The 19,487-nt window shown below is 48.6% G+C and carries 22 protein-coding genes and 1 other annotated feature; of the genes, 4 read left to right on the forward strand and 18 right to left on the reverse strand.

Features of this window, described 5'->3' with window-relative positions:
* Positions 1-296: 296 nt before the first annotated feature.
* Positions 297-3,392: an isoleucine--tRNA ligase gene (gene ileS, locus MJA45_RS18315; protein WP_315603350.1), complete on the reverse strand. Its 3,096-nt coding sequence runs from the start codon at positions 3,390-3,392 to the stop codon at positions 297-299.
* Between the two features lie 59 nt (positions 3,393-3,451).
* Positions 3,452-3,710, reverse strand: a binding site (T-box leader).
* A 72-nt stretch (positions 3,711-3,782) separates the two neighbouring features.
* Positions 3,783-4,628: an ATP-dependent DNA ligase gene (locus MJA45_RS18320; RefSeq protein WP_315603351.1), complete on the reverse strand. Its 846-nt coding sequence runs from the start codon at positions 4,626-4,628 to the stop codon at positions 3,783-3,785.
* Positions 4,629-4,766: 138 nt separating this feature from the next.
* On the opposite strand from MJA45_RS18320, the gene MJA45_RS18325 reads away from it, so the two are divergent.
* Together MJA45_RS18325 and MJA45_RS18330 are read left to right on the forward strand one after the other, a co-directional pair.
* On the forward strand, positions 4,767-4,985 hold the full coding sequence (locus tag MJA45_RS18325; RefSeq protein ID WP_315603352.1) for an alpha/beta-type small acid-soluble spore protein: 219 nt from the start codon (positions 4,767-4,769) through the stop codon (positions 4,983-4,985).
* Between the two features lie 174 nt (positions 4,986-5,159).
* Positions 5,160-6,221 carry a sulfite oxidase gene (locus MJA45_RS18330; protein WP_315603353.1) on the forward strand — a complete coding sequence of 354 codons (1,062 nt, stop codon included), beginning with the start codon at positions 5,160-5,162 and terminating at the stop codon, positions 6,219-6,221.
* Positions 6,222-6,343: 122 nt separating this feature from the next.
* Here the strand turns inward: MJA45_RS18330 and MJA45_RS18335 are convergent, their stop codons facing one another.
* The 12 genes from MJA45_RS18335 to MJA45_RS18390 all read right to left on the reverse strand — a co-directional run bounded on the left by MJA45_RS18335 (position 6,344) and on the right by MJA45_RS18390 (position 14,509).
* Complete coding sequence (locus tag MJA45_RS18335) at positions 6,344-6,856, reverse strand: HPP family protein (RefSeq protein ID WP_315603354.1); 513 nt, start codon at positions 6,854-6,856, stop codon at positions 6,344-6,346.
* A gap of 13 nt (positions 6,857-6,869) precedes the next feature.
* The gene (locus tag MJA45_RS18340) at positions 6,870-7,238 is read right to left on the reverse strand and encodes a hypothetical protein (RefSeq protein ID WP_315603355.1); all 369 of its coding nucleotides are present in this window, start codon (positions 7,236-7,238) and stop codon (positions 6,870-6,872) included.
* Positions 7,239-7,278: 40 nt separating this feature from the next.
* Positions 7,279-8,184 carry a pyridoxamine 5'-phosphate oxidase family protein gene (locus MJA45_RS18345; RefSeq protein ID WP_315603356.1) on the reverse strand — a complete coding sequence of 302 codons (906 nt, stop codon included), beginning with the start codon at positions 8,182-8,184 and terminating at the stop codon, positions 7,279-7,281.
* A gap of 141 nt (positions 8,185-8,325) precedes the next feature.
* Positions 8,326-8,940 carry a CGNR zinc finger domain-containing protein gene (locus MJA45_RS18350; RefSeq protein ID WP_315603357.1) on the reverse strand — a complete coding sequence of 205 codons (615 nt, stop codon included), beginning with the start codon at positions 8,938-8,940 and terminating at the stop codon, positions 8,326-8,328.
* 212 nt (positions 8,941-9,152) lie between these two features.
* Positions 9,153-9,758: an NADP-dependent oxidoreductase gene (locus tag MJA45_RS18355; RefSeq protein ID WP_315608053.1), complete on the reverse strand. Its 606-nt coding sequence runs from the start codon at positions 9,756-9,758 to the stop codon at positions 9,153-9,155.
* A gap of 53 nt (positions 9,759-9,811) precedes the next feature.
* Positions 9,812-10,759 (reverse strand): hypothetical protein, encoded by a 948-nt coding sequence (locus tag MJA45_RS18360; RefSeq protein WP_315608054.1) that lies wholly within the window; start codon positions 10,757-10,759, stop codon positions 9,812-9,814.
* 103 nt (positions 10,760-10,862) lie between these two features.
* Complete coding sequence (locus MJA45_RS18365) at positions 10,863-11,210, reverse strand: hypothetical protein (RefSeq protein WP_315603358.1); 348 nt, start codon at positions 11,208-11,210, stop codon at positions 10,863-10,865.
* A 140-nt stretch (positions 11,211-11,350) separates the two neighbouring features.
* On the reverse strand, positions 11,351-12,685 hold the full coding sequence (locus tag MJA45_RS18370; protein ID WP_315603359.1) for a HAMP domain-containing sensor histidine kinase: 1,335 nt from the start codon (positions 12,683-12,685) through the stop codon (positions 11,351-11,353).
* A complete protein-coding gene (locus MJA45_RS18375; RefSeq protein ID WP_315603360.1) occupies positions 12,682-13,356 on the reverse strand; it encodes a response regulator transcription factor in 675 nt (224 codons plus the stop codon). The genes MJA45_RS18370 and MJA45_RS18375 overlap by 4 nt, the downstream gene beginning before the upstream one ends.
* A gap of 188 nt (positions 13,357-13,544) precedes the next feature.
* Complete coding sequence (locus MJA45_RS18380) at positions 13,545-13,835, reverse strand: DUF6509 family protein (protein ID WP_407083057.1); 291 nt, start codon at positions 13,833-13,835, stop codon at positions 13,545-13,547.
* Positions 13,836-13,945: 110 nt separating this feature from the next.
* A complete protein-coding gene (locus MJA45_RS18385; RefSeq protein WP_315603362.1) occupies positions 13,946-14,089 on the reverse strand; it encodes a hypothetical protein in 144 nt (47 codons plus the stop codon).
* A gap of 12 nt (positions 14,090-14,101) precedes the next feature.
* Positions 14,102-14,509 carry an Lrp/AsnC family transcriptional regulator gene (locus tag MJA45_RS18390; protein ID WP_315603363.1) on the reverse strand — a complete coding sequence of 136 codons (408 nt, stop codon included), beginning with the start codon at positions 14,507-14,509 and terminating at the stop codon, positions 14,102-14,104.
* Between the two features lie 175 nt (positions 14,510-14,684).
* Between MJA45_RS18390 and MJA45_RS18395 the strand changes: the two genes are divergently transcribed.
* Positions 14,685-15,443: an MBL fold metallo-hydrolase gene (locus tag MJA45_RS18395; protein WP_315603364.1), complete on the forward strand. Its 759-nt coding sequence runs from the start codon at positions 14,685-14,687 to the stop codon at positions 15,441-15,443.
* Positions 15,444-15,553: 110 nt separating this feature from the next.
* On the opposite strand, the gene MJA45_RS18400 is transcribed toward MJA45_RS18395, so the two are convergent.
* On the reverse strand, positions 15,554-16,435 hold the full coding sequence (locus MJA45_RS18400) for a LysR family transcriptional regulator (RefSeq protein WP_315603365.1): 882 nt from the start codon (positions 16,433-16,435) through the stop codon (positions 15,554-15,556).
* 109 nt (positions 16,436-16,544) lie between these two features.
* Between MJA45_RS18400 and MJA45_RS18405 the strand changes: the two genes are divergently transcribed.
* Positions 16,545-17,414 (forward strand): alpha/beta fold hydrolase, encoded by an 870-nt coding sequence (locus MJA45_RS18405; RefSeq protein ID WP_315603366.1) that lies wholly within the window; start codon positions 16,545-16,547, stop codon positions 17,412-17,414.
* Between the two features lie 238 nt (positions 17,415-17,652).
* Here MJA45_RS18405 and MJA45_RS18410 read toward each other — a convergent pair whose 3' ends face one another.
* The 3 genes from MJA45_RS18410 to MJA45_RS18420 are packed head-to-tail and all read right to left on the reverse strand — an operon-like array spanning position 17,653 to position 19,483.
* Positions 17,653-17,910 (reverse strand): glutaredoxin family protein, encoded by a 258-nt coding sequence (locus MJA45_RS18410; protein ID WP_315603367.1) that lies wholly within the window; start codon positions 17,908-17,910, stop codon positions 17,653-17,655.
* 14 nt (positions 17,911-17,924) lie between these two features.
* Positions 17,925-18,545, reverse strand: coding sequence for a nitrite reductase (locus MJA45_RS18415; RefSeq protein WP_315603368.1), 621 nt, complete (start codon positions 18,543-18,545; stop codon positions 17,925-17,927).
* Between the two features lie 23 nt (positions 18,546-18,568).
* Positions 18,569-19,483, reverse strand: a complete 915-nt coding sequence (locus MJA45_RS18420; protein ID WP_315603369.1) for a hypothetical protein — start codon at positions 19,481-19,483, stop codon at positions 18,569-18,571.
* Between the last annotated feature and the right edge of the window lie 4 nt (positions 19,484-19,487).

The raw sequence follows: 19,487 nt of genomic DNA on the forward strand, positions 1-19,487 counted from the left end.
CTATTATAACCAAAGTCAACCCCATCCTGTTAATGGTTAATTCTAATAAGGATAACGGTTTTGAGAAATACTCATTAGGGATAATCCAGGAGGTGAACTTAGCCATGAGTACCAAAACCAAGCCCGATAAAACCAACCCAAAGAGCAGCCCGTCACGCTCTAACGACCCGGACGATCAAGGAAAGAAGAGCTAGAATTCGAAGCAAAGCCGACATGCCCCATCAACTATTAGGAAAACGTAAGGAAAAAAGGAACTTCAAAATCTATTGAAGTTCCTTTTTAGAAAGCTTTACTCCTTATTTCCCTGATTGTACATCAATGAGCATTCGGACAATATTGTCTTCGATCGAAACGGCTTCCATGCCTGCTTTATTCTCGTAGGTGATACTCGAAAGCAACACGTTCTCATACAGCACCTTCTCGAACCGCTGCATGGCTTCTTTCGTCTTGCTGTCGACATCAAGGAAAAGATTCACCCGCTTCTCGATCGGCAGATCCAGTTTCTTACGGTAGTCCTGAATGGCGCGTATGACCTCACGTACAACTCCTTCCTGCCGCAGTTCCTCTGAAATTACCGTATTCAATGCAACGGTCACTTGGTAACCGGCCGCTGATGCGAACCCTTCTTTTGCCTGTTTTTCTATAAGCAGCTCGTCAAGGGTTAGATGAAAGTCTTCTTCATCCATGATGATGTCGAAATAACCGTTATGGACTATTTGAGTGGTAACGTGAGAGGTTAGCTCCTTCAAATGTTGTTGAAGAGGGGCAACAAATTTACCATACTTTTTACCAGCCGCTTTGAGGTTCAATTTGAGCTTGTACTCGACAAACCCCTTATCATTCTTTTCCATCCGTATTTCTTTAACGTTGATTTCGTCCTTGATGATGGTTTCGAACGGTGCCAGGTTGAATTCTCGGTTTAGCGAGATAACCAATTCGGACAGGGGCTGCCGGGTTTTGATCCCGGTTTCGTTACGAATGCTTCGGGCCAGTTCGACTACGTGCCTCGCCGTTTCCATGTCATTTTCCAATGCTTCGTCTATCGCGGATTCATCCGCCTTGGGGTAATCCGTAAGATGAACGCTTCCCGCGCCATCCAGGTTCAGGTAAATATCTTCAGCAAGGAATGGAGCGTAGGGTGCGATCATCCTTGCAAGGGTCAATAACACTTCACGCAGAGTCTGATAAGCGGATAATTTATCTCCTGACATTTCACTGCCCCAGAAACGATCACGCGAGCGGCGGATGTACCAGTTGCTGAGCTCGTCGATAAAGGCTTCGATTTCTTTAGCCGGGTTCAGGAAATCATTCGCTTCGAGTCCTTTTGTAACTTTTTGAAGCGTACTGTACAGCCGGGACAATATCCAACGATCCAATAGGCTCCTGGCGGCTTGCTTCGGATACTTTTCCGGCTCATATTGATCGATCGCCGCGTACAAGGCATAGAAAGCGTGCACGTTGACCAGCGTATCGACTACTTTCGATTTGGCTTCGGCCACGATTTGTTTCGAGAAACGCTTACTGTTCCATGGCGCGCTATCGGACAGCAAGGCCCAGCGAAACGCATCTGTCCCATACTCCTCGATGATCTCCCAAGGGTCGATTACGTTGCCTTTGCTCTTGGACATCTTTTGTCCGTTTTCATCCAGTACATGCCCGGTTGAGAGGACGGCTTTGTACGGTGCTTTACCGTTATAAAGGGTGGAAACGGCCAACAGGCTGAAAAACCAGCCTCTCGTTTGGTCAATTCCTTCGCAAATGATATCGGCAGGGTATTGTTCTTTAAAAAGCTTCTCTTCCCCGAAGGGATGGTGGTACTGGGCAAAAGGCATGGAGCCGCTGTCAAACCAGACATCCACCACCTCCGGTGTTCTTTGCATCTTACCGCCGCAAGAGCAGTGCAGATAGACTTCATCCACGTAAGGTTTATGCAGCTCCAAGTTGTCTGCAATCGGCTGTACGGATCTATCCCGGAGATCCTGATGACTACAAGGCGCATACTCGGCCCCGCAATCCTGGCATACCCACACATTAAGCGGCGTTCCCCAATAACGGTTCCGGCTGATGTTCCAATCGACAAGCTCCTCCAGGAAATGGCCAAACCGTCCTTCCTGAAGATGAGAGGGATACCACTGGATCGTTTTGTTATTTTCGATAAGCTGTTCTTTAACGGCGGTTGTCCTGATAAACCAGCTATCTGTTGCATAATAAAGTAACGGAGATTTGCATCGCCAACAAAAAGGATAGCTGTGTTCGTAACGTTCCTTGGCGAACAGCAGACCTCTCTCGGACAGGCTTTTGACAATGTCAACGTCACAATCTTTAACAAAACGTCCCGCGTAATCGGTAATGAGATCGGTATAACGTCCGGCCTGGTTAACCACATTCACAAAATCGAGCTGGTGCTGCATGGTGGTACGGTAGTCGTCCTCCCCGTGGGCCGGGGCAAGATGAACGATTCCCGTCCCGCTCGTGTCGCTTACATAATCGGCATCCACGACGATATGTCCTTTTTTCACTTGGATATAAGGGAAAGGCGGCTCATAAGGAACGCCGACGAATTCCGAACCTTTATGCTTGGACAAGATCTCGTAATCGTCCTTAAAGACCTTCTCCGCTAGTTTTTCCGCGATAATGTAGACTTCCCCATTCTTTTTGACCTTAACGTATTCCAGGTTTGGGTTTACCGCCAAAGCAACATTCGCCGGAAGCGTCCAAGGCGTTGTGGTCCAGGCAAGAAACGTTTCGTTGGTCCGTTTGCTTCGGAATTTGACGGTAGCACTCAAATCCTTAACATCCTCATACCCCTGTGCGACTTCATGGGAGCTGAGCGTGGTTTGACAGTCCGGGCAATAAGGGCTCACCCGATGCCCTTTATAGAGCAGTCCCTTGTTATGAATGACGGACAAAAGGTTCCATACACTCTCGATATAATCGTTCGTCAGGGTGACGTACGGATCATCCATGTCCGTCCAGTAAGCGATCGCTTCCGTTAATTCCCGCCACTGCTTTTCGTACTCAAATACACTGTTCTTGCATTGTTCAACGAATTCAGCAATCCCGTACTCTTCAATCTCTTTCTTGCCGGAGATTCCCAGTTGTTTCTCGACGCCCAGTTCAACAGGGAGTCCGTGGGTATCCCACCCCGCTTTGCGGATGACCCGATAACCGGACATCGTTTTGTAGCGGCAGATGAAGTCCTTAATCACTCTTCCGAGCACGTGGCCGATATGCGGTTTTCCATTTGCCGTAGGAGGTCCTTCATAAAAAACAAAGTTCGGTCTACCCTCGCGGTTTTCAATCGATTTGCTGAACGTGCCGCCTTGTTTCCACTGTCCGAGAACCCGCAGCTCCCGGGTTCTCGCTTTTTCTTTCCCATCGACTTTTCTCATTTGTCCAACCCTTTCTTTATCCTGTTGGTTGACGAAAAAAAACAAAAAAATCCCGTCCCGAAAGGGACGAGATTTTACCTCGCGATACCACCCTGGTTCCGTAATGATCATCAAGCAAATAATCACACGGCAGCTCATCCTGCGTACCATCATACGCGTCCTTTGTAACGGCAGGATCCCGGGTCAGCTTACCTATACCACTTCAGCTTTCCTTCTCGGAGAGGATTTTCAGCTAATTCTTGAACATTGGCTTTCAGCACAAGGCCAACTCTCTGGGGAACAACGGATTAGCGTACTCGTTCTCGTCAATGAATTTAAATAGGGTATTTAGTTGTTTTATTTTTACACTACTTTCTATAGAATGTCAACTTGCACGTCCTGCGTGTCCCCTTATAAGGCGAATTCAACAAAGGCAGGGCTTCTGAGCATTCCACTTCGGGTCCAATTCCGGATTTTGACCTTCGCCCTAATCCGAGGATCCAGGTGAACGAAATGGTTATCCTCCCCGATCACAAGGTGTTTACAGACCCCATAAAATGCTCTCTTCTGCTCCGGCGTGACGCCAAGCTCAATGACGCCTGCCGTCCGCATCTGGCCATCGGCCGTTGGAACGGCAGCGAGCCAGCCGAATTCCTTCCTTCGATAGCCCGCTATGTAAACGTCTGCGTACTGCCAATTGATAATCTTTACCCACTGGTTGCTGCGCTTGCTGACGTAGATGCTGTCCTTGCGCTTGGCGACGATGCCTTCCATGTTTCGTTCTTGGATCAGCCGGAACAGTTCGGTGCCGCGGCCATCGACAACCATGCTTTTGCTGAAGTAATGGTTGTCCTCAAGCACTTCGTTCAAGATGACTTTGCGCTCCGCCAGCGGCAGCCGGCGTAGGTCCCGGCCATTATGGCTTAGGATATCGAAGGCCACAAAATGGACGGGCTGGGTCTTGTAAGCGTATTGAATCTTTGTTTGCTTGGTCGTTCGGAATCGTTCCATAACCGACTCCAAGCAGATTTCACCGGTATCCGGATCGATGCAGGCGACCTCTCCGTCCAAGATCACATCGTCATTCGTTGGAACGCGCAGCAGTTCGGGGTACTGGCGGGTGCATTCATTTTGGTACCGGGTGTACAGCTTGGTCTGGCCGTTTCGATGCGAAAGGATCAAGCGGTGGCCGTCGATCTTCGGTTCAAATAGGTAACGATCATCATTGAAGGGCTGATCGCCTGTTTCAAGCAACATCGGAGAAATAAAGCTCATACCAACACCTCTTCCTTCTCCGATTGTAGCAAGAACTATTTAACGTTTAACTATGAGAATGTTGGATAAGGCGCATAAGATTTCCACATAATACGGGAAACCAGATGGAGGTGGGTTTTCATGGCAAGAAGACAGGGAGCAGGCAATAACCAAATCGTGATTCCTCAAGCTGCTCAAGGACTCGAACAGTTGAAATACGAAGTGGCTAAGGAACTCGGTATTGATATTCCGGCCGATGGCTATTATGGCTTCATGGCTACACGTGACACCGGTGCGATCGGCGGACACATGGTTCGCCGCTTGGTTCAGATGGCCGAACAAACGCTATCTCAACGTTAACCTTGGTTTTATTCTCAGGGGCCTGCTCACGAAACGGAAATATTCGCACGCTAAGCTTTGTTCGGCATTTGAGGCGCGAAAAGGTTCGCGCCTTTTATCATGCTGTTTACGGTGCTCTCATATAATCGGTTGCAGATGAAAGTCGAATATCGAGCATAGCGGGTGGTCATAACAATGCGTTCGCCGGAAAGCAAGCCTTATCTAGTTACGCGAAGATTGATCCCGGAAAATCAAGAGAGCCCCATCCCTTTTATTTCTGCGGCCGTTACTCCAGAGCAGTACTTTTACCGAAGAAATCATTTTCCCTATCCTGCAATATCCGAGCAATCGTTCAAGCTTTCAGTAGGCGGGGAGATTCTGAGGCCGCTGGTTTTCTCTTACCAAGACTTACTCCGTTTACCGTCCAAAGAGATCATGGTTGTTTTGGAATGCTCCGGAAACAATAGAAGACATTTTGCTCCGAAGGTTTTTGGTGAACAGTGGGAAGGCGGTGCCATGAGCCAGGGCGTCTGGAAAGGAGTGGCTGTAAGAGAGCTGCTTAAGTGGACTGGATTGCAGGCGACAGCAAAAGAAATCTTGTTTGAAGGATCCGATTACGGAAGCCGTACCGATCTTGAAGGCGAGTTCGTATTTGCAAGAAGTCTTCCTTTGGAAAAAGCATTGCATCCGGATACGTTAATTGCTTATGCGCTAAACGGGAACCCGATCCCCTACAAGCAAGGGTATCCGCTTCGGCTAATTGTTCCTCAGTGGTATGCGATGGCCTCCGTCAAATGGCTCCGAAGCATAACGGTAATCCGCACTCCTTTCAACGGGCCTTTTCAAGCTAACGATTACATGTACTATCCGGAAAAAGACAGCGACGCGGGGAAAATGCCCGTAACTACGATCCATGTCGATTCTATCATTCAGCAACCGATAGACTGGAGCGTGTTGGAAGTTGGGGCGCATCAAATTTACGGATTGGCCTGGACGGGAACCGGATTCATTACCAAGGTTGAAATCAGCACAGATGGGGGAAACCACTGGGAACCGGCTGCCATTCAAAAAGATCCCGGAAATCCGTATCGTTGGATCACTTGGACCTACACCTGGGCCGCCACCCAAAAAGGGGAGTACACCATCATGTCCAGGGCTGCGGACTCGCTCGGATTCGCTCAACCGGCGGAAGCAAGATGGAACCGAAAAGGTTATGGGTATAACGCCTATTCCACCGTACGGGTCAAGGTGGAGTAAAGGACTCAATTCTCCGGATTAATGCAGCCGCCAGCAAGCTGTCACGGAGAGCACGTGGAAGCTCCTCCCGTGAACGATCGGTCCTGTAAACAGACCATGCCGAAGCATGGTCTTGTATACGTTTAGTACCAGAATGTAGGATATTTCCGATGGCGGCTGGCGTTATTCACCAGAAGAGCAAGGATAACCACGAGGACGGAGCCGAGCAGAACCGGGGAAATCAGGTACCACCACCCACTGCCTGCCAGGATCACCACAATCGGATCGGCACCTGCCGGCGGATGTGTCGTTTTCGTCAGCATCATGGCAGCGGTTGCGGTACCGACCGCCAGCCCCGTTACCAGAACGCCTGGGCCGAAGCTGTGATAAAAGATCAGGCCGACAAGAGTGGAAATGAGATGCCCGCCGATGATGTTTCTCGGCTGAGAGAGAGGCGCTTCCCAGACCCCGAACGCCAACACGCAGCTGGCGCCAAACGGAGCCATAATCCATACGGCCGAGGTCAGATCGGTCAGGGTGGATAATAACCCGATGGTAAACAGCCCACCCAGGAAGCCCATAAAGGCATTCCAGGGAAGGACTTGCAGAGGGCTTTTTCCCGATCCCTTCATTTTAGAGAAATACGTTTCGCGCATTACGGCCTTCCCTTCAGAGGACAATTGGAAAATACCCGTCTTTGATATACTGGGCAAACGGAAGATGTCCCCCTGTCTCCTCATGGCCAACCAACGGCACCCCCGCCTCCTGTATCTCATTCTCTACATCGTGAAAGCCCGAGCATGCCTGGCATCCGCCCTTCACAATTCCTGACTTCACCACCTGCTTATATAATCCGTTGAACGGATGATTGGCCTTACTTAGCTCGTTTGGCCATTCTGTTCCCGCCCCATCGAAGAGAATATCGACCTCAAAGCCCTGTTCATGCAGCTCCTGCCCGTACAATAAGCCATGCACCGCTTTGCCTACGTCGTGGGAATTCGCCTGAATAATGATCACAAATTTCGCTGCTACTGCCATTTCTCATACCTCCAATAGGATTATTTAATATCGTTCCTTTTTATAGGGGGTTCGCAGGAGAATACTCGCAAAATTCCCAATGGATGGGGGTGTTATTTTCGATGTGCAGCAGGTCATCCATTTCAAAGCGGACGAGCCGCTCCGCCCCCGGGAACCGGGCAGCCTCCGTCTTGTCCCAGACGATCTCGGATCGCCCGGTCAGCTGCAGGGAGTGGCCGCCGTCAAAATCGAGAAAGAGAAGCCCCGTGCTCGGATTGCTGTAAATATTGCCTAGCGTATTAAACATAGAATTACCGAAATAGTCGGGAAAAAGGAGCGTCCGGTCGTCCACCACCGTTACAAAACCCGGCGGTCCCCCACGGTGAGAGGCGTCCATTTTTCCTTCCGGGCTGACACTTCCGACAAAAAAAGTATCCGCCTCGCCGATCCACTCCTGATGCTTTGCCTCGAGTACCCGGCTGTGAAACGCCGTTCGTTCGGTACGACGATAGCCTCCGTTCGGCTGCAGGGATCGTTTCTGTATGTATTTAGGACAGTTGCCGTATACCTGGTCGGCGGTTACCGTAAGGTTCCGGTCCCCATCCCATTCTCCCTTTCCATTGATTCTCATCCGTATTCTCCTGCTGAAATCAATCGCCAGAAGGCCGATTTCCGGATTGGCTTTCAAATGGGTACGGAGGGGATCGCTCTCCGGAAGCCGCGATACGATAGTCAATTCCGTTTCAGACGTGACGTGGAGGAAGCCCGGTTCACCGGTCAGAAACGAGCACCATACCTTACCGTCCTTTCCGGCAGTCGAAGCAATAAGAAGAGATTGGGTCCGCAGAAAGGCTGCCGCGCCTTTGAAAAGGATGTTCTGGATGTTCCTGCCGTTCTGCTCCGCGACAATCCGTTCTCCCGCCAAAGCTTGCACAGCCAGCTCGCCGTCATGAAACACATCGTTCATAGGTCCACCTCCTTTTTTAACCATCTTAACTGGCTTAAGAGTATTATAGTTCAATTTTTTTAACCTGTAAACATCAATTTTAGTGGTTAATAAAAAAGAGCAGAAAATAGTCCCAGACCTTGGTCTGAGACAAGCGATTTTTTAGGTTTCCTTAGGTTTGCGCCTTTCCAGATACGCCGCTACCTTCATACGGTTGCCGCACGTCTTCTGGCTGCACCACCGGCGCGTCCCGTTCTTGCTGTTGTCGTAAAAATGAAGAACGCAATCCGGATTCCCGCACTTCCTGACCAATCCAAAATCGACATGGGCGAGCAAGTCAACGCCCGCCTCAGCCACCGGAATGAGCAAATCGCTCGGGTCCCGTACCTCGACCTGCCGTTCCACGAAGAATCCGCCATCGAGGCGCAGCAATCTTGTCGTCGTAACCTGATCCTTTAGTATCCGGTTAACATGCTCTGTGGCTTCTACGGATCCTTCCGCTCCCTGTATCGCCTGCTTAACCAACGTTTGCAAGCTCGTTCGGAGCTCGACGGCATCCGCGACTAGTGTTTTGCTTTCTGCAGGCCCCCATTTTTCCTTCACGGCATGGATTTGCTCTTTTGTAAAGAGCTGACTTAGGGATAACCAATTCAAGATATCCTCCCATGTCCCTAGCAGATCCACCAGCTTGCCATCGCTTACGACTTCCGTATTTATAAAGTCCAATGCCGGATGGTTTCCTATGAAAAAAAATGATGGGGCGACTTTCTTGGGCATCCTTCCGCACTCCTTACCGCCTGTTTGCCCTCATTATAGCTCTATCTCTCTCGTTTATTCAAACGACGGAGATTCTTGACCGTCTTGACTTGGGTCCTAAATATAAAAAGGCCGCTCATCGAGAGCGGTCTTCTTCTCTGCCTTATTTTTGAACGTCTCTTCGACGAATGCATTGCCAATGTTGCTGGCGTCACCCGAATTGGAAACATGGATTAATCTGAAACATGAAGCACTATACGACCACGTCCGTGTCCTCGTTGGCTCATTTCGTGGGCAAGACCGGCTTCATACAAAGGAAATGTTCCGGCAATGATGGTCTTCACGATCCCCTCTTCCATTAATTGAACAATGGCTTTCAAATCTTCACTTGTGGAAAGACGGCTCGGTTTTAATGCCCTGATGCCCAACTCCTGCGCTTTTTCCAATGACGGTTGTTCCAATAAGGAAATAAGAGTTCCTCCGGATTTTATTACAGCCCATGAGCGTTCAAGCGTTTCCCCTCCCACGGTGTCAAGAACAAGGTCCACATCCTGCACGACTTGTTCAAACGATGTAGAGGAATAATCGATCACTATATCTGCTCCCAATGACCGTACAAAATCCACATTTGCCGCAGAAGCTGTCCCAATTACATGCGCACCTTTCCATTTGGCGAATTGGACAGCAAATAATCCGACTCCCCCAGCAGCTCCATGAATCAGGACCCGTTCTCCTGCTTGCAGCCCTCCATCATGTATTAGTGCCTGCCAAGCGGTTGCTGCACCACCTGATATCGTTGCTGCCTCATCAAAGCTGATGGAATAAGGCTTAAGAGCCACCAAATAGAGACCCATTCCAATACCAATTTTGATCTTTCGATAAAGGGAAATAACTACTCAAGTCGGGCATGACGTCGGTCATGCAGCACCAGCAGGATGATTAGCAACATCATTACACCCAGGACGATGCCGGCCTCTGTGGCAAGTACCCGTGCCAGCGGATACTCCGGGTAGGACGGCGCATCGGGGTGAATGGCGGAAAAGAGGTTGTAGGAGAACAGCATTCCGGAGGAGATCCATGCCGCCGCCATGGGAGGCAAGAACCTCCTCGACCCGCGGCGGGAGGTCAGCACCAGCAAGCCCCACGCCCCCGCTAAGGACCACACCCCGGTACTCAACGTCAGCAGCTGCCACCACACGTCGCGGCCATCCAGCAGGCCCGGGTCGATGCCGAGGGTGCCGCCCGCCGCCCAGAATACCTTGATGACGCCGAGCAGGATGCAGCCGGCTGCGGCTATCCTTGCCAGGGGGATCTGCAGCTGCCGGGTATGTCCCTGCAGCTTACCACTCTCGGTCGAACCGCCCAGTGCCTCCGGCCACCGTGCCTTGGCGTACCCCGCCAAGGCGAGTGGCAGGCATATGCCGACCCCGATCAGTGAAACCATGACGAAGATCTGCTCGTAGGCCCAGAAGTCGGCGGCACCTGCCTCCATGTCCCGGTTCATAGCGGCCGGGCCGAGCACTGGTGCTAGCAACAGCAGGGGAACGAGCAAACCCGTGCCCATCCACACGGGCAGGGCTACCAGCCACGCGGGCAGCCGTTCCCCCCACGGCCGGCAGAACGCCATCGCCAGCAGGATGCCGACCGCGGCGATAACCGCGGTTGCTGCGTTGATCGCGCGCCAACTGGCGTCGCCCATTTGCTCGGTCGGAAGGAAAAGGCCGAAAGTCCAGGCGATTTTGATCAGCAGATAGGGAGTCACCGCTAAGGCAGCACCATATCCGCAAATTCTTCGCATCTTCATTAATCGGGAGACCTTCCACTCTGCTGTTCCTGTCATGTCGTCAATGGTCGAGTTTTGTTCGTATTGCATGTTCTTACCTCCTAAAATAACTCTACAAGTGCTTTAGAACCTACCCTAGATCTCTGATAGCGGTTTGCCATTAATCGAATTTTGAAGAGAACTGATATCTGATGACAAGTAAGGTTTCCAGAACTAATAAAACAAACAATAAAAGGATATGAGGAGCAAAGGCAAATGTAAGAAGCAGGGAAACCAAAATCGTTAACAGCGTATTTGCCACATGACATACAACAAAAATTTTTGTCTGCCTTTGCTTTATGTTCATCAGAATATAATTTAAAAAAGCAACAAAAATCAGGGCTAAACCGGCACTCGCAAACCAAAGGTCATCGATTGTATATCCCTGGTAAGCGATTGGAGTTACAACAATATGCAAGACTCCAATAATAAAAATAACGATAGCAATGATTACAATTGATTTTCTCATCTGTAAATCCTCCTATTCAAACTTTAGATTGTGACCACATGGTCCCCGTCGACCCATTCCTAACACCTTTCCTAAATAAAATCACCTCAAATCCCACTTTACTCGTTAAATGGGAAATTGAGGTGACCGGAAGGTTAAATTTAGTTTAAGTTCTGGCTTAAATAATGGATTATCCCGTTTGAAGAGCTAGATGTCTCCCACTCGATATCCATTTCTTTCGTCATTAAGGAGACGATGGACAGACCAATACCGGCCCCTTTCGATTCTGTGTCTTGCTTTATTCCTTCTCCTTTATCTTCAATGTACAGGCACATGATGCCATTCCGTTCAACAAAACCAATCCCTATGTATAGACCGGATTGGGCATATCGGATCACGTTTTGCACCAGGTTATCCAGAATGCATCGCAGCCATAAGGGATCCACATTCCAATTCAGGACTTGGTCCGGTAAGTCTATCTCCACTCGAAATCCTTCTTTTTCTAAGACAGGGTACCATTCCACAGCGGCATGGTGCATTTCCTCTATAACATCGATAACTTCCCGTTTTATTGGGTGTTTGCCCGCTGACAGCAAGGTATGGGTAAGCAGGTTTTCGAGTAATTTTCCAACATCATGGAGTTTTTTGATAATGATTTGCATGGACTTCGTTGCTCCGGGTGAGGATGGATTGCTCTGAACCGTGTAGGCATGCTGTTGAATGATGGTCATGGGTGTGCGGAGATCGTGAGATATGTTGGCGATCCATTGTTTTCGAAGGTTTTCCTCCTCCTTCTCCCGTGCCCTGCTGATTTTCAATTGGGTCACCATCCGGTTAAAGGCTTTTTCCAACTGTCCAATCTCATCGCTGTTGTTGACTGCGACTTCATCCGGTATCCCGTTGTTTCCGGTATCAGACATTGCCGTTTGAAGTTTTACAAGCCTTTTGCGAATGCTAACAAAGAACAACAAGGATACCATCACGATCGTAACACCTGCGACAATTATAAGGAGGATTAATAAGAGATCTTCATATACCGGCTTAATGGCGAGCGTCGTAGCAGATTTTGGGATCTGAAAAACCATAAATCCTTTTTGGTCTTCTGTACCCATCACAGCGGTTACGGTGAATAGGCCTAGTGTCTTCTTCCTATCGAGATAATTGACGAGGTTCGAGGGGGTCCATTCATCGGGAATTTCTGTGATGCGCTTATGGATCATATGGGTTTTCCCAGCTTTGTCGACCCAAAAGAGCTCGGCTTTCTGATAGTTTTCTTGTATCTTACCCAGCTTTTCATTGATTGCAAGCTCATCCGCGTCATTTAGTTGTTCAGCTGCATGTTTCCACATTTCTTCTATTTCCAGTGGATCAAGTATCGCCTTTTGTTTAAGCAAAATGCCGGGCAAATAATAGAGGGCCGGCAAAATAGGCCACATGAGGATAGAGGTGAGGATCAGCAGGACATATTTGGTGACGAGCGATCTTCTAATATTCATAACTTCAACCTATACCCGATGCCGCGAATCGTCTCGATCAACTTCGGATGACTGGGATCAACCTCTATTTTTTCACGCAAATGACGGATATGCACCATTAAGGTTCGATCCCCTTTGATATAGAGATCTTCCCACACGGCTTCATATATTTGCCTTTGGGTTAGAATCTGATTGGGGTGATCGAGAAAATACATAAAAATATGAAATTGTTTACCGGTCAGAACAATTTCCGTATCGGTTTCCGTATTCATAATGAGGTTGACTTTCCGATCTAATTTCAAATGCCCCAACTGCATAAGATCGACAGAGACAACGCCAGAGCGCCGGAGCAGAATTTGAATCCGCGCCTCTAGTTCGTCGGGATGATACGGCTTTGTCATATAGTCATCCGCAAAGGAAAGTCCCTGTAGTTTATCCTCCATGGAGGTTCTGGCTGTTAACATCATAATGGGTTTGTCAGGGTACTTTTGTTTAAGACGCTGTCCGATGGTATACCCATCTAACCCAGGCAGCATGATGTCTAATAGGACAAGATCGGCTTGCCCCATATGCTCCATTACATTTTGTCCGGAATTTAACCATATCACTTCATAACCCCGTCCGGTTAAAAAATCGCTGACCCATGATCCAATTTCCGGATCATCCTCAATATGTAAAATCGTTGAGTTCATCTCAAAAGTCCCTTCCTTATAAAGGATGAGTAAAATTTTACACTAAGATAAGGGTTACTCCAAGAGAGCATCCACAATGGGCATCTAAAAAAGATCCCGCACACCATATTTGTGGCTCAGGATCTTTCGACATATCTCCAGTATTTGGTTGACTAAGGAAAGATTTTTTTGTTTAGGGCCAAAGTTATCTATTCCGGCAAATGCTCCTTGCAAAACTCGGCGATCACAGCCTCTTCATCATCCTCCAGGTCAAAATCAAGAATCCGCTCAGTCGACCTCTCCCTGACATCGTGGGTGACGATCCCCGATACGTCTCCATCCACTCTATACACCACCCGCACATACACTCCTTTATCCGTATGGAGCTCATCATCCTCCGGCACCTCTATGTCAATGATAAACTCAAACCGCTTGCCTGAAATAATTTGGAACGGGTCTTTTACCTGCTCCACCCTATAGGAAGTAATATTCATGACCATCCCTACCTTCGTTTCGTATGAATTAACGGCCGACCGGCCGTCCTCTTCATAACAGTATATCCCATAATACAGCTCATCTCACCTTCGGCTTTTACAATAAAGTCGACCCATTAGATGTCTTCTTCCGTATAAGCCCTGATTCCGCCCCTGTTGCGGTTGACTCCTATTGTCATCACCATGCCGATCACTTCAGCCGCGTTCGCCGCATCCTTCACATGAAGGAATGGAGCTGTTCCCACCGGTTGTCGCATCATCGCGCAAAGTTATTAGGATATGACAATCGACAATTTGTAGTTGGCATGCTTATTCAAGTCCATCAAAAATTCATCCAGCCGTTCATTGGATGGAAATCTGCATTCCATGAGATAGCAGCTGTCACCGCTGATTTTATAATTGTGGAGGATGAAGGTCTCCTGCGCTTTGACAAAGTCGAGGTACGGTTGATGACGGGGATCTTTTGTATAGATATTAAGAAAAGCATGGACAACGAACCCCAGTTTCGCTTGATTGACTTTAACGGTATACCCCTCAATGACTCCGTTCTCTTCCAACTTCACGACCCGGGATGCGACCGCTTGCCCCGTCAAATGAACCTTCTCTCCCAGTTCCTTCATCGAGATCCTGCTTTTTTTAGATAACTCCTCCAGGATGCGCTTATCCGTATGGTCCAACATTAGATCCAACCCTCTTTAATTGTTTTTGTGACCCTGCCATCTATCCCTTTATCCAAAATAAACACCATCCTTTCAAAATTCAAGTCAAACACGAAAAAGACTTGATTTCATCCCTGTAACCTCGTATGGCGTATGGCGTAAACTTTACTCATCAAAAAGAAAAGGAGCTATAAAGATGAAAGTTATCCTCATTCGAAACGCAACCCTGGTTGTGGAATATGCGGGAAATACGTTTCTGATCGATCCGTTTTTGGCCGATAAAGGCGCATATCCTCCTTTCCCCAATTCCGTAAGGCAGGATCAATTCAACCCTTTGGTCGGTTTGCCGGCTTCCCTTGACGATATCATTAAAGTGGACGCCGTTATTCTGACTCATTTGCACTTGGATCACTTTGACGACACGGCCAAAGAAGCATTGCCCAAGGATATCCAAATGTTCGTGCAGAACGAGGAAGACGCATTGGCAGTCAGAAACGATGGTTTCCGAAATGTTCAGGTATTAGGAGAAGATACGGCCTTTGAGGGGATCCGGGTCCAGAAAACCAAAGGCGAGCACGGAAGGGGGGAGATCCTGAAGCGGACCGGTGAAATATGCGGCGTCGTCTTCAAGCACCCCGATGAGAAAACGTTATATGTAGCCGGAGATACGGTATGGTACGAAGCCGTTCGGGAAACGATCGAGTCCCACCGCCCGGAAATTATCGTGGTTAACGGCGGAGACAATCAATTCCTGCAAGGCGGTTCCCTGGTCATGGGGAAAGAAGATATCCATGAGGTGTATAAGGCAGCTCCTAACGCAACCATCATCTCCGTCCATATGGAAGCTGTAAACCACTGGACTTTATCCAGGAAAGAATTAAAAAGCTTTTTGCGGGAAAAAGGCATCGCTTCCCATGTACTCGTACCGGATGACGGAGAAGCCTATTCCTTCTAAAAAGCACCCACAGACAGGAGAGGTTTCTTCCTGTCTGTTTTGTATTACTCCCCTGTCTAGGCTCCATGAGCGCACGTTGTATGTCCACGTCACTTCATCTTGCAGAGAACTCATTCAATGGGATACCTTTCACGTATGAACTCAAGAAAAATATTAGATACAGGGGTAAGTTGTTTAGTTTTTTTCCAAACCATTCCAACCGAAAGCTCGCATGCCGGTTCATCCACGTTCACCCAAACCAAAGGATGGCTTTGAAGACCTAAAGTCTTTGGCAGCAAAGCGACCCCAAATCCAGCAGATACCAAACCGGCTACCGTATCCAATTCATCTGCATGAAATACGGTGTTCGGACGAATCTGCGTTTTTTCGAAAAGGTTATGGATGGTGAAGCTTAATCCGCAAGAGGTTTTTAATCCGACGTAAGGCTCCTCCTGAAGCTCGTCCAAGCTTATGCTGCTTTTATTAACCCATTGATGATTAAGAGGGAGTGCCAGGAAAAGTTCCGATTTCCCTATTAAATGCCAATATAAAGTGTCATTCACAAACTCCGGTGTGGTTATGCCGAAATCACAATCATTGTTTGAAATCAGCTTCATTAGCTCGTCATTGGAACTCTGATGCAGCTCGAATCGGATGTCAGCGTATCGATCCCGGAACGAACCAAGCAAGGACGGAATTAATTGAGCTCCAAGCATATGAAGGAAACTAAGAGAGATTACTCCCCCATAAGGATTGATTTGATCCGCAATCTCCTGTTTGGCCTTCTCCATTTCCATTAAAGCGAGCTTGGCCCTCTTCAGAAAGAGGCGTCCATACCGATTCAAAACCAAGTTGCGGCCGCTGCGTTCAAATAAAGCCACGCCTAGCTCCTTTTCCAGAGCGGCGATGGAACGACTTAATGCGGGTTGAGTGAGGGAGAGCTCTTTCGCTGCCTTTGTCATATGCTGCAAATTCGCAACTGCGATAAAATATTCAATCTGCTGCCACTCCATCCAATGCCCTCCTCAAATGATTACAAAAACTCATGATTCTTATGATTAATATAAATTAGACATCATAAAAGAACAATTATACGATTCTAACAATAAGGAGGGATAGGATATGTCGAGTAATAATCCGTTACAAAATGAATGGCGAAAACCCACCGTACATTCGGTAACCGGAGGTGGAGGCGTTAAATTGCATGTAGAGGAGTTCGGCAATGTTCATGGCCCCCATATCCTGTTTATTCACGGCGGATCGCAGAGCCGGTTATGTTGGAATAAGCAGATTCATTCAGAACTTGCTTCGGATTTTCGATTGGTCACCATGGATTTGCGCGGACATGGACTTTCCCAGAAACCGAAAGACGGGTATGGAGAAGCACAGTTGTGGGCGGATGATATTCACGCTGTCATCCGAGAACTGAAGTTAATGCAGCCCGCATTAGTCGGTTGGTCGTTCGCCGGAATTCCCATTCTCGATTATATCCGTATTTATGGGGAGAAGGATATTGGAGGTATCCATTTTGTCGGAGCGATAACACGACTCGGCAGGGAAGCGGCTATGGTTGATTTGTCTGGCGCCACGTTGCAATATTCAACAAGCTTTTTTTCGGATGAACCTATGGTACGAATAAATGCTCTGGATCAGTGGTTAAAGCAATGTGTTCATCATAAAGAGCTTTCTCAGGAGGAGCATTACTTCTTTCTAGGATGTAATGTAATTGTCCCGGCTTACGTTCATCAAGGAATCTTTACCAGGCAAGTGACGAATGATGATTTGTTAGCCTCGCTCACCAAGCCGGTTCTTATCGCGCAAGGATTGCATGATCGAACAGTCAATCTTGCCGTTGGACAACGAATCGCTGAAATCACTTCTAACTCCAGGTTAGCGCTGTATGAAGAGGCAGGACATGCTGTCTTCTGGGATCAACCGGAACGGTTTAATATTGAACTGCGGGAATTTATACAGTCGATTGCATGGAACTAAACGGAGACCGCTCGACAAGTTCAGCTATAAGCGCCTTTCTCCGTGAAAAATACGCTATGTCAGACTACGGCAGCATCCAGCTCGTAGGCTAACAGGTAGCCCCTAGGTTCAGAATGGAAAACAGGCAGCCATTAAGGCAGCCTGTTTTCTTGTGGAGTTTGATCTTCCAAAGATGACTGCTGATGCTTACAGGGATGACACGGACACAAATAGAGCCTGCGCGAGACTTCTATAAGTCTTAGCCTACAAGGAGTTTGCTTATTTCATTCAAGTTCTCCGCAAAACCGACAAACACCTTGTCGCCGATGACGATGGTTGGGACGACCTGCTTTCCTGTCAGCTCCAAAACTTCTTTCGCATATTCGATATTTTCTTCGCAATTGTAGTCAACAAACGGAACTTGATTCTCATTGAAATAGCGCTTGGCAAAGTGGCAGTCGCTGCAGGTCGGGATCGTATAAATTTTGATTGGTTCTTTCGGATCGATTTTCGGCATGGCCGTTCACTCCTTTACGCGACGATTTGTTTTAACTGCTCCATCGTGATCCGGTCCACGAATTTGCTGAACTTCTCTTTTCCTTTTGCTTGCTGCTTGTAGAAATCAATAAGCGTAGATACCACAAAGACCAGTCGTTCCTCTGTTAGGCCGGAGACAAGCAGCCGTCCTGTCACCGTTTTGATGCCTTTAGGTTCTCCTCCAACATAAATATCGAACGTATCCCGCATTTTGACGACAGCGATATCCTTCAGCAGCGGCTCACTTGTGCCCAGCGCACAGCCTGCGTAGCCAATCTTCAGCGGCGTTGGCGTCGCGATGCCGGCGATCGCCCGATTCAAGATGCGAGCCGTCTCCAGACCGGCTCCTTCCGCGCCTTTGCAGAAGTTGCAGGCGATCAGGCTCTTGGTCGCAAACCCGGCCGGATACACTTCCAAGCCGGCGTGCTCAAGCTCTTCCTGGATGGCTTCTCGCTTATCAAGAGGCACTTCCAAGTAAAGCTGCTTGAAGGAGGTCATTTCAATTTTGGTGTCCGAACCGGCAACCGTACCAATTTTGGCAAGTTGATCCGGCGTAAATAGGCTTCCCCCGACTTGAATCGCAGGCGATACCGCCAGTTTCGTCTTTTCTCCCATGATCATCTCCCTTTGCTCTTCCGTTATTTCACATGGACGACAAACGGTACGGTGATTACTTCGCCATTGTGCTGAAATTGTCCCCAAATTTTGAACGTGCCGCTTTGCGGAAAAGAAGTAGCAAATTTCGCATCGGGCCCGGTTGCTTTCTCATCGATCGGATGAACATGAAGATACTGATTCGCATCTTCCGAAAGAATCACGACGTGGCCGACCGCGCCTAAATATGGCTGCAGATTATGGATACCCTTTTTCGTCTTCGCGTCGCGTATGTTGAAAGTCAACGTCACGTCTTCTTTCGGTTTGGCGGCACTCATAGAGAGCTCAATTTCCTTGCCATTAACTTCTTTCACAAGATTGGCGTCAGCTGCAATCGCGGCATGCTTGCCTTCTTTGCCTTCCACCTTCACCCACTCGCTGAGCGTAGTATTGGCCCCGCCAGCCGGAATAAAATCCGCAAACACTTTGTACTCCCCGCCAGCCGGGAACGACGTACTCACCGTAAAAGTGCCGTCTCCCTTAAACTCGGGGTGAATGTGGTTAAAGAAAGACAAATCGTGATTGACGATGATGAGATGAAGCCATTTCTCATGATTGACATCATATTTATTGACCGGTTTCCCGTCCTTATCCTTCACTTGAATGGTCAATTCCGTTTCTTCATTTGCTTTTGCGGCGCCTGCGGGGAAGGAAAATGATGCTTGAAGATTCTCCGTCGTAGCCTTCGCATCTGCGCCATGGCCGCCGTGGCCGCCTCCGTGCTCCATATCTTCCGCCCCCTTCTCCAAATGACCTGCGGTGTTCTCTTGCCCACCGCTTGCCCCATGACCCGCATGGTTATTTCCGCCTGCGGGCTTCTTATCCTCCGCTTTGCCGCATGCGGCCAATACACTGAAAGCGAGAATCGCAGCAGCGACGAGGATGATTTTCTTCTTCATGGTT

Origin of the sequence: Paenibacillus aurantius (genome assembly GCF_032268605.1) — a bacterium.
Taxonomy (GTDB): Bacteria; Bacillota; Bacilli; order Paenibacillales; family NBRC-103111; genus Paenibacillus_AO; species Paenibacillus_AO aurantius.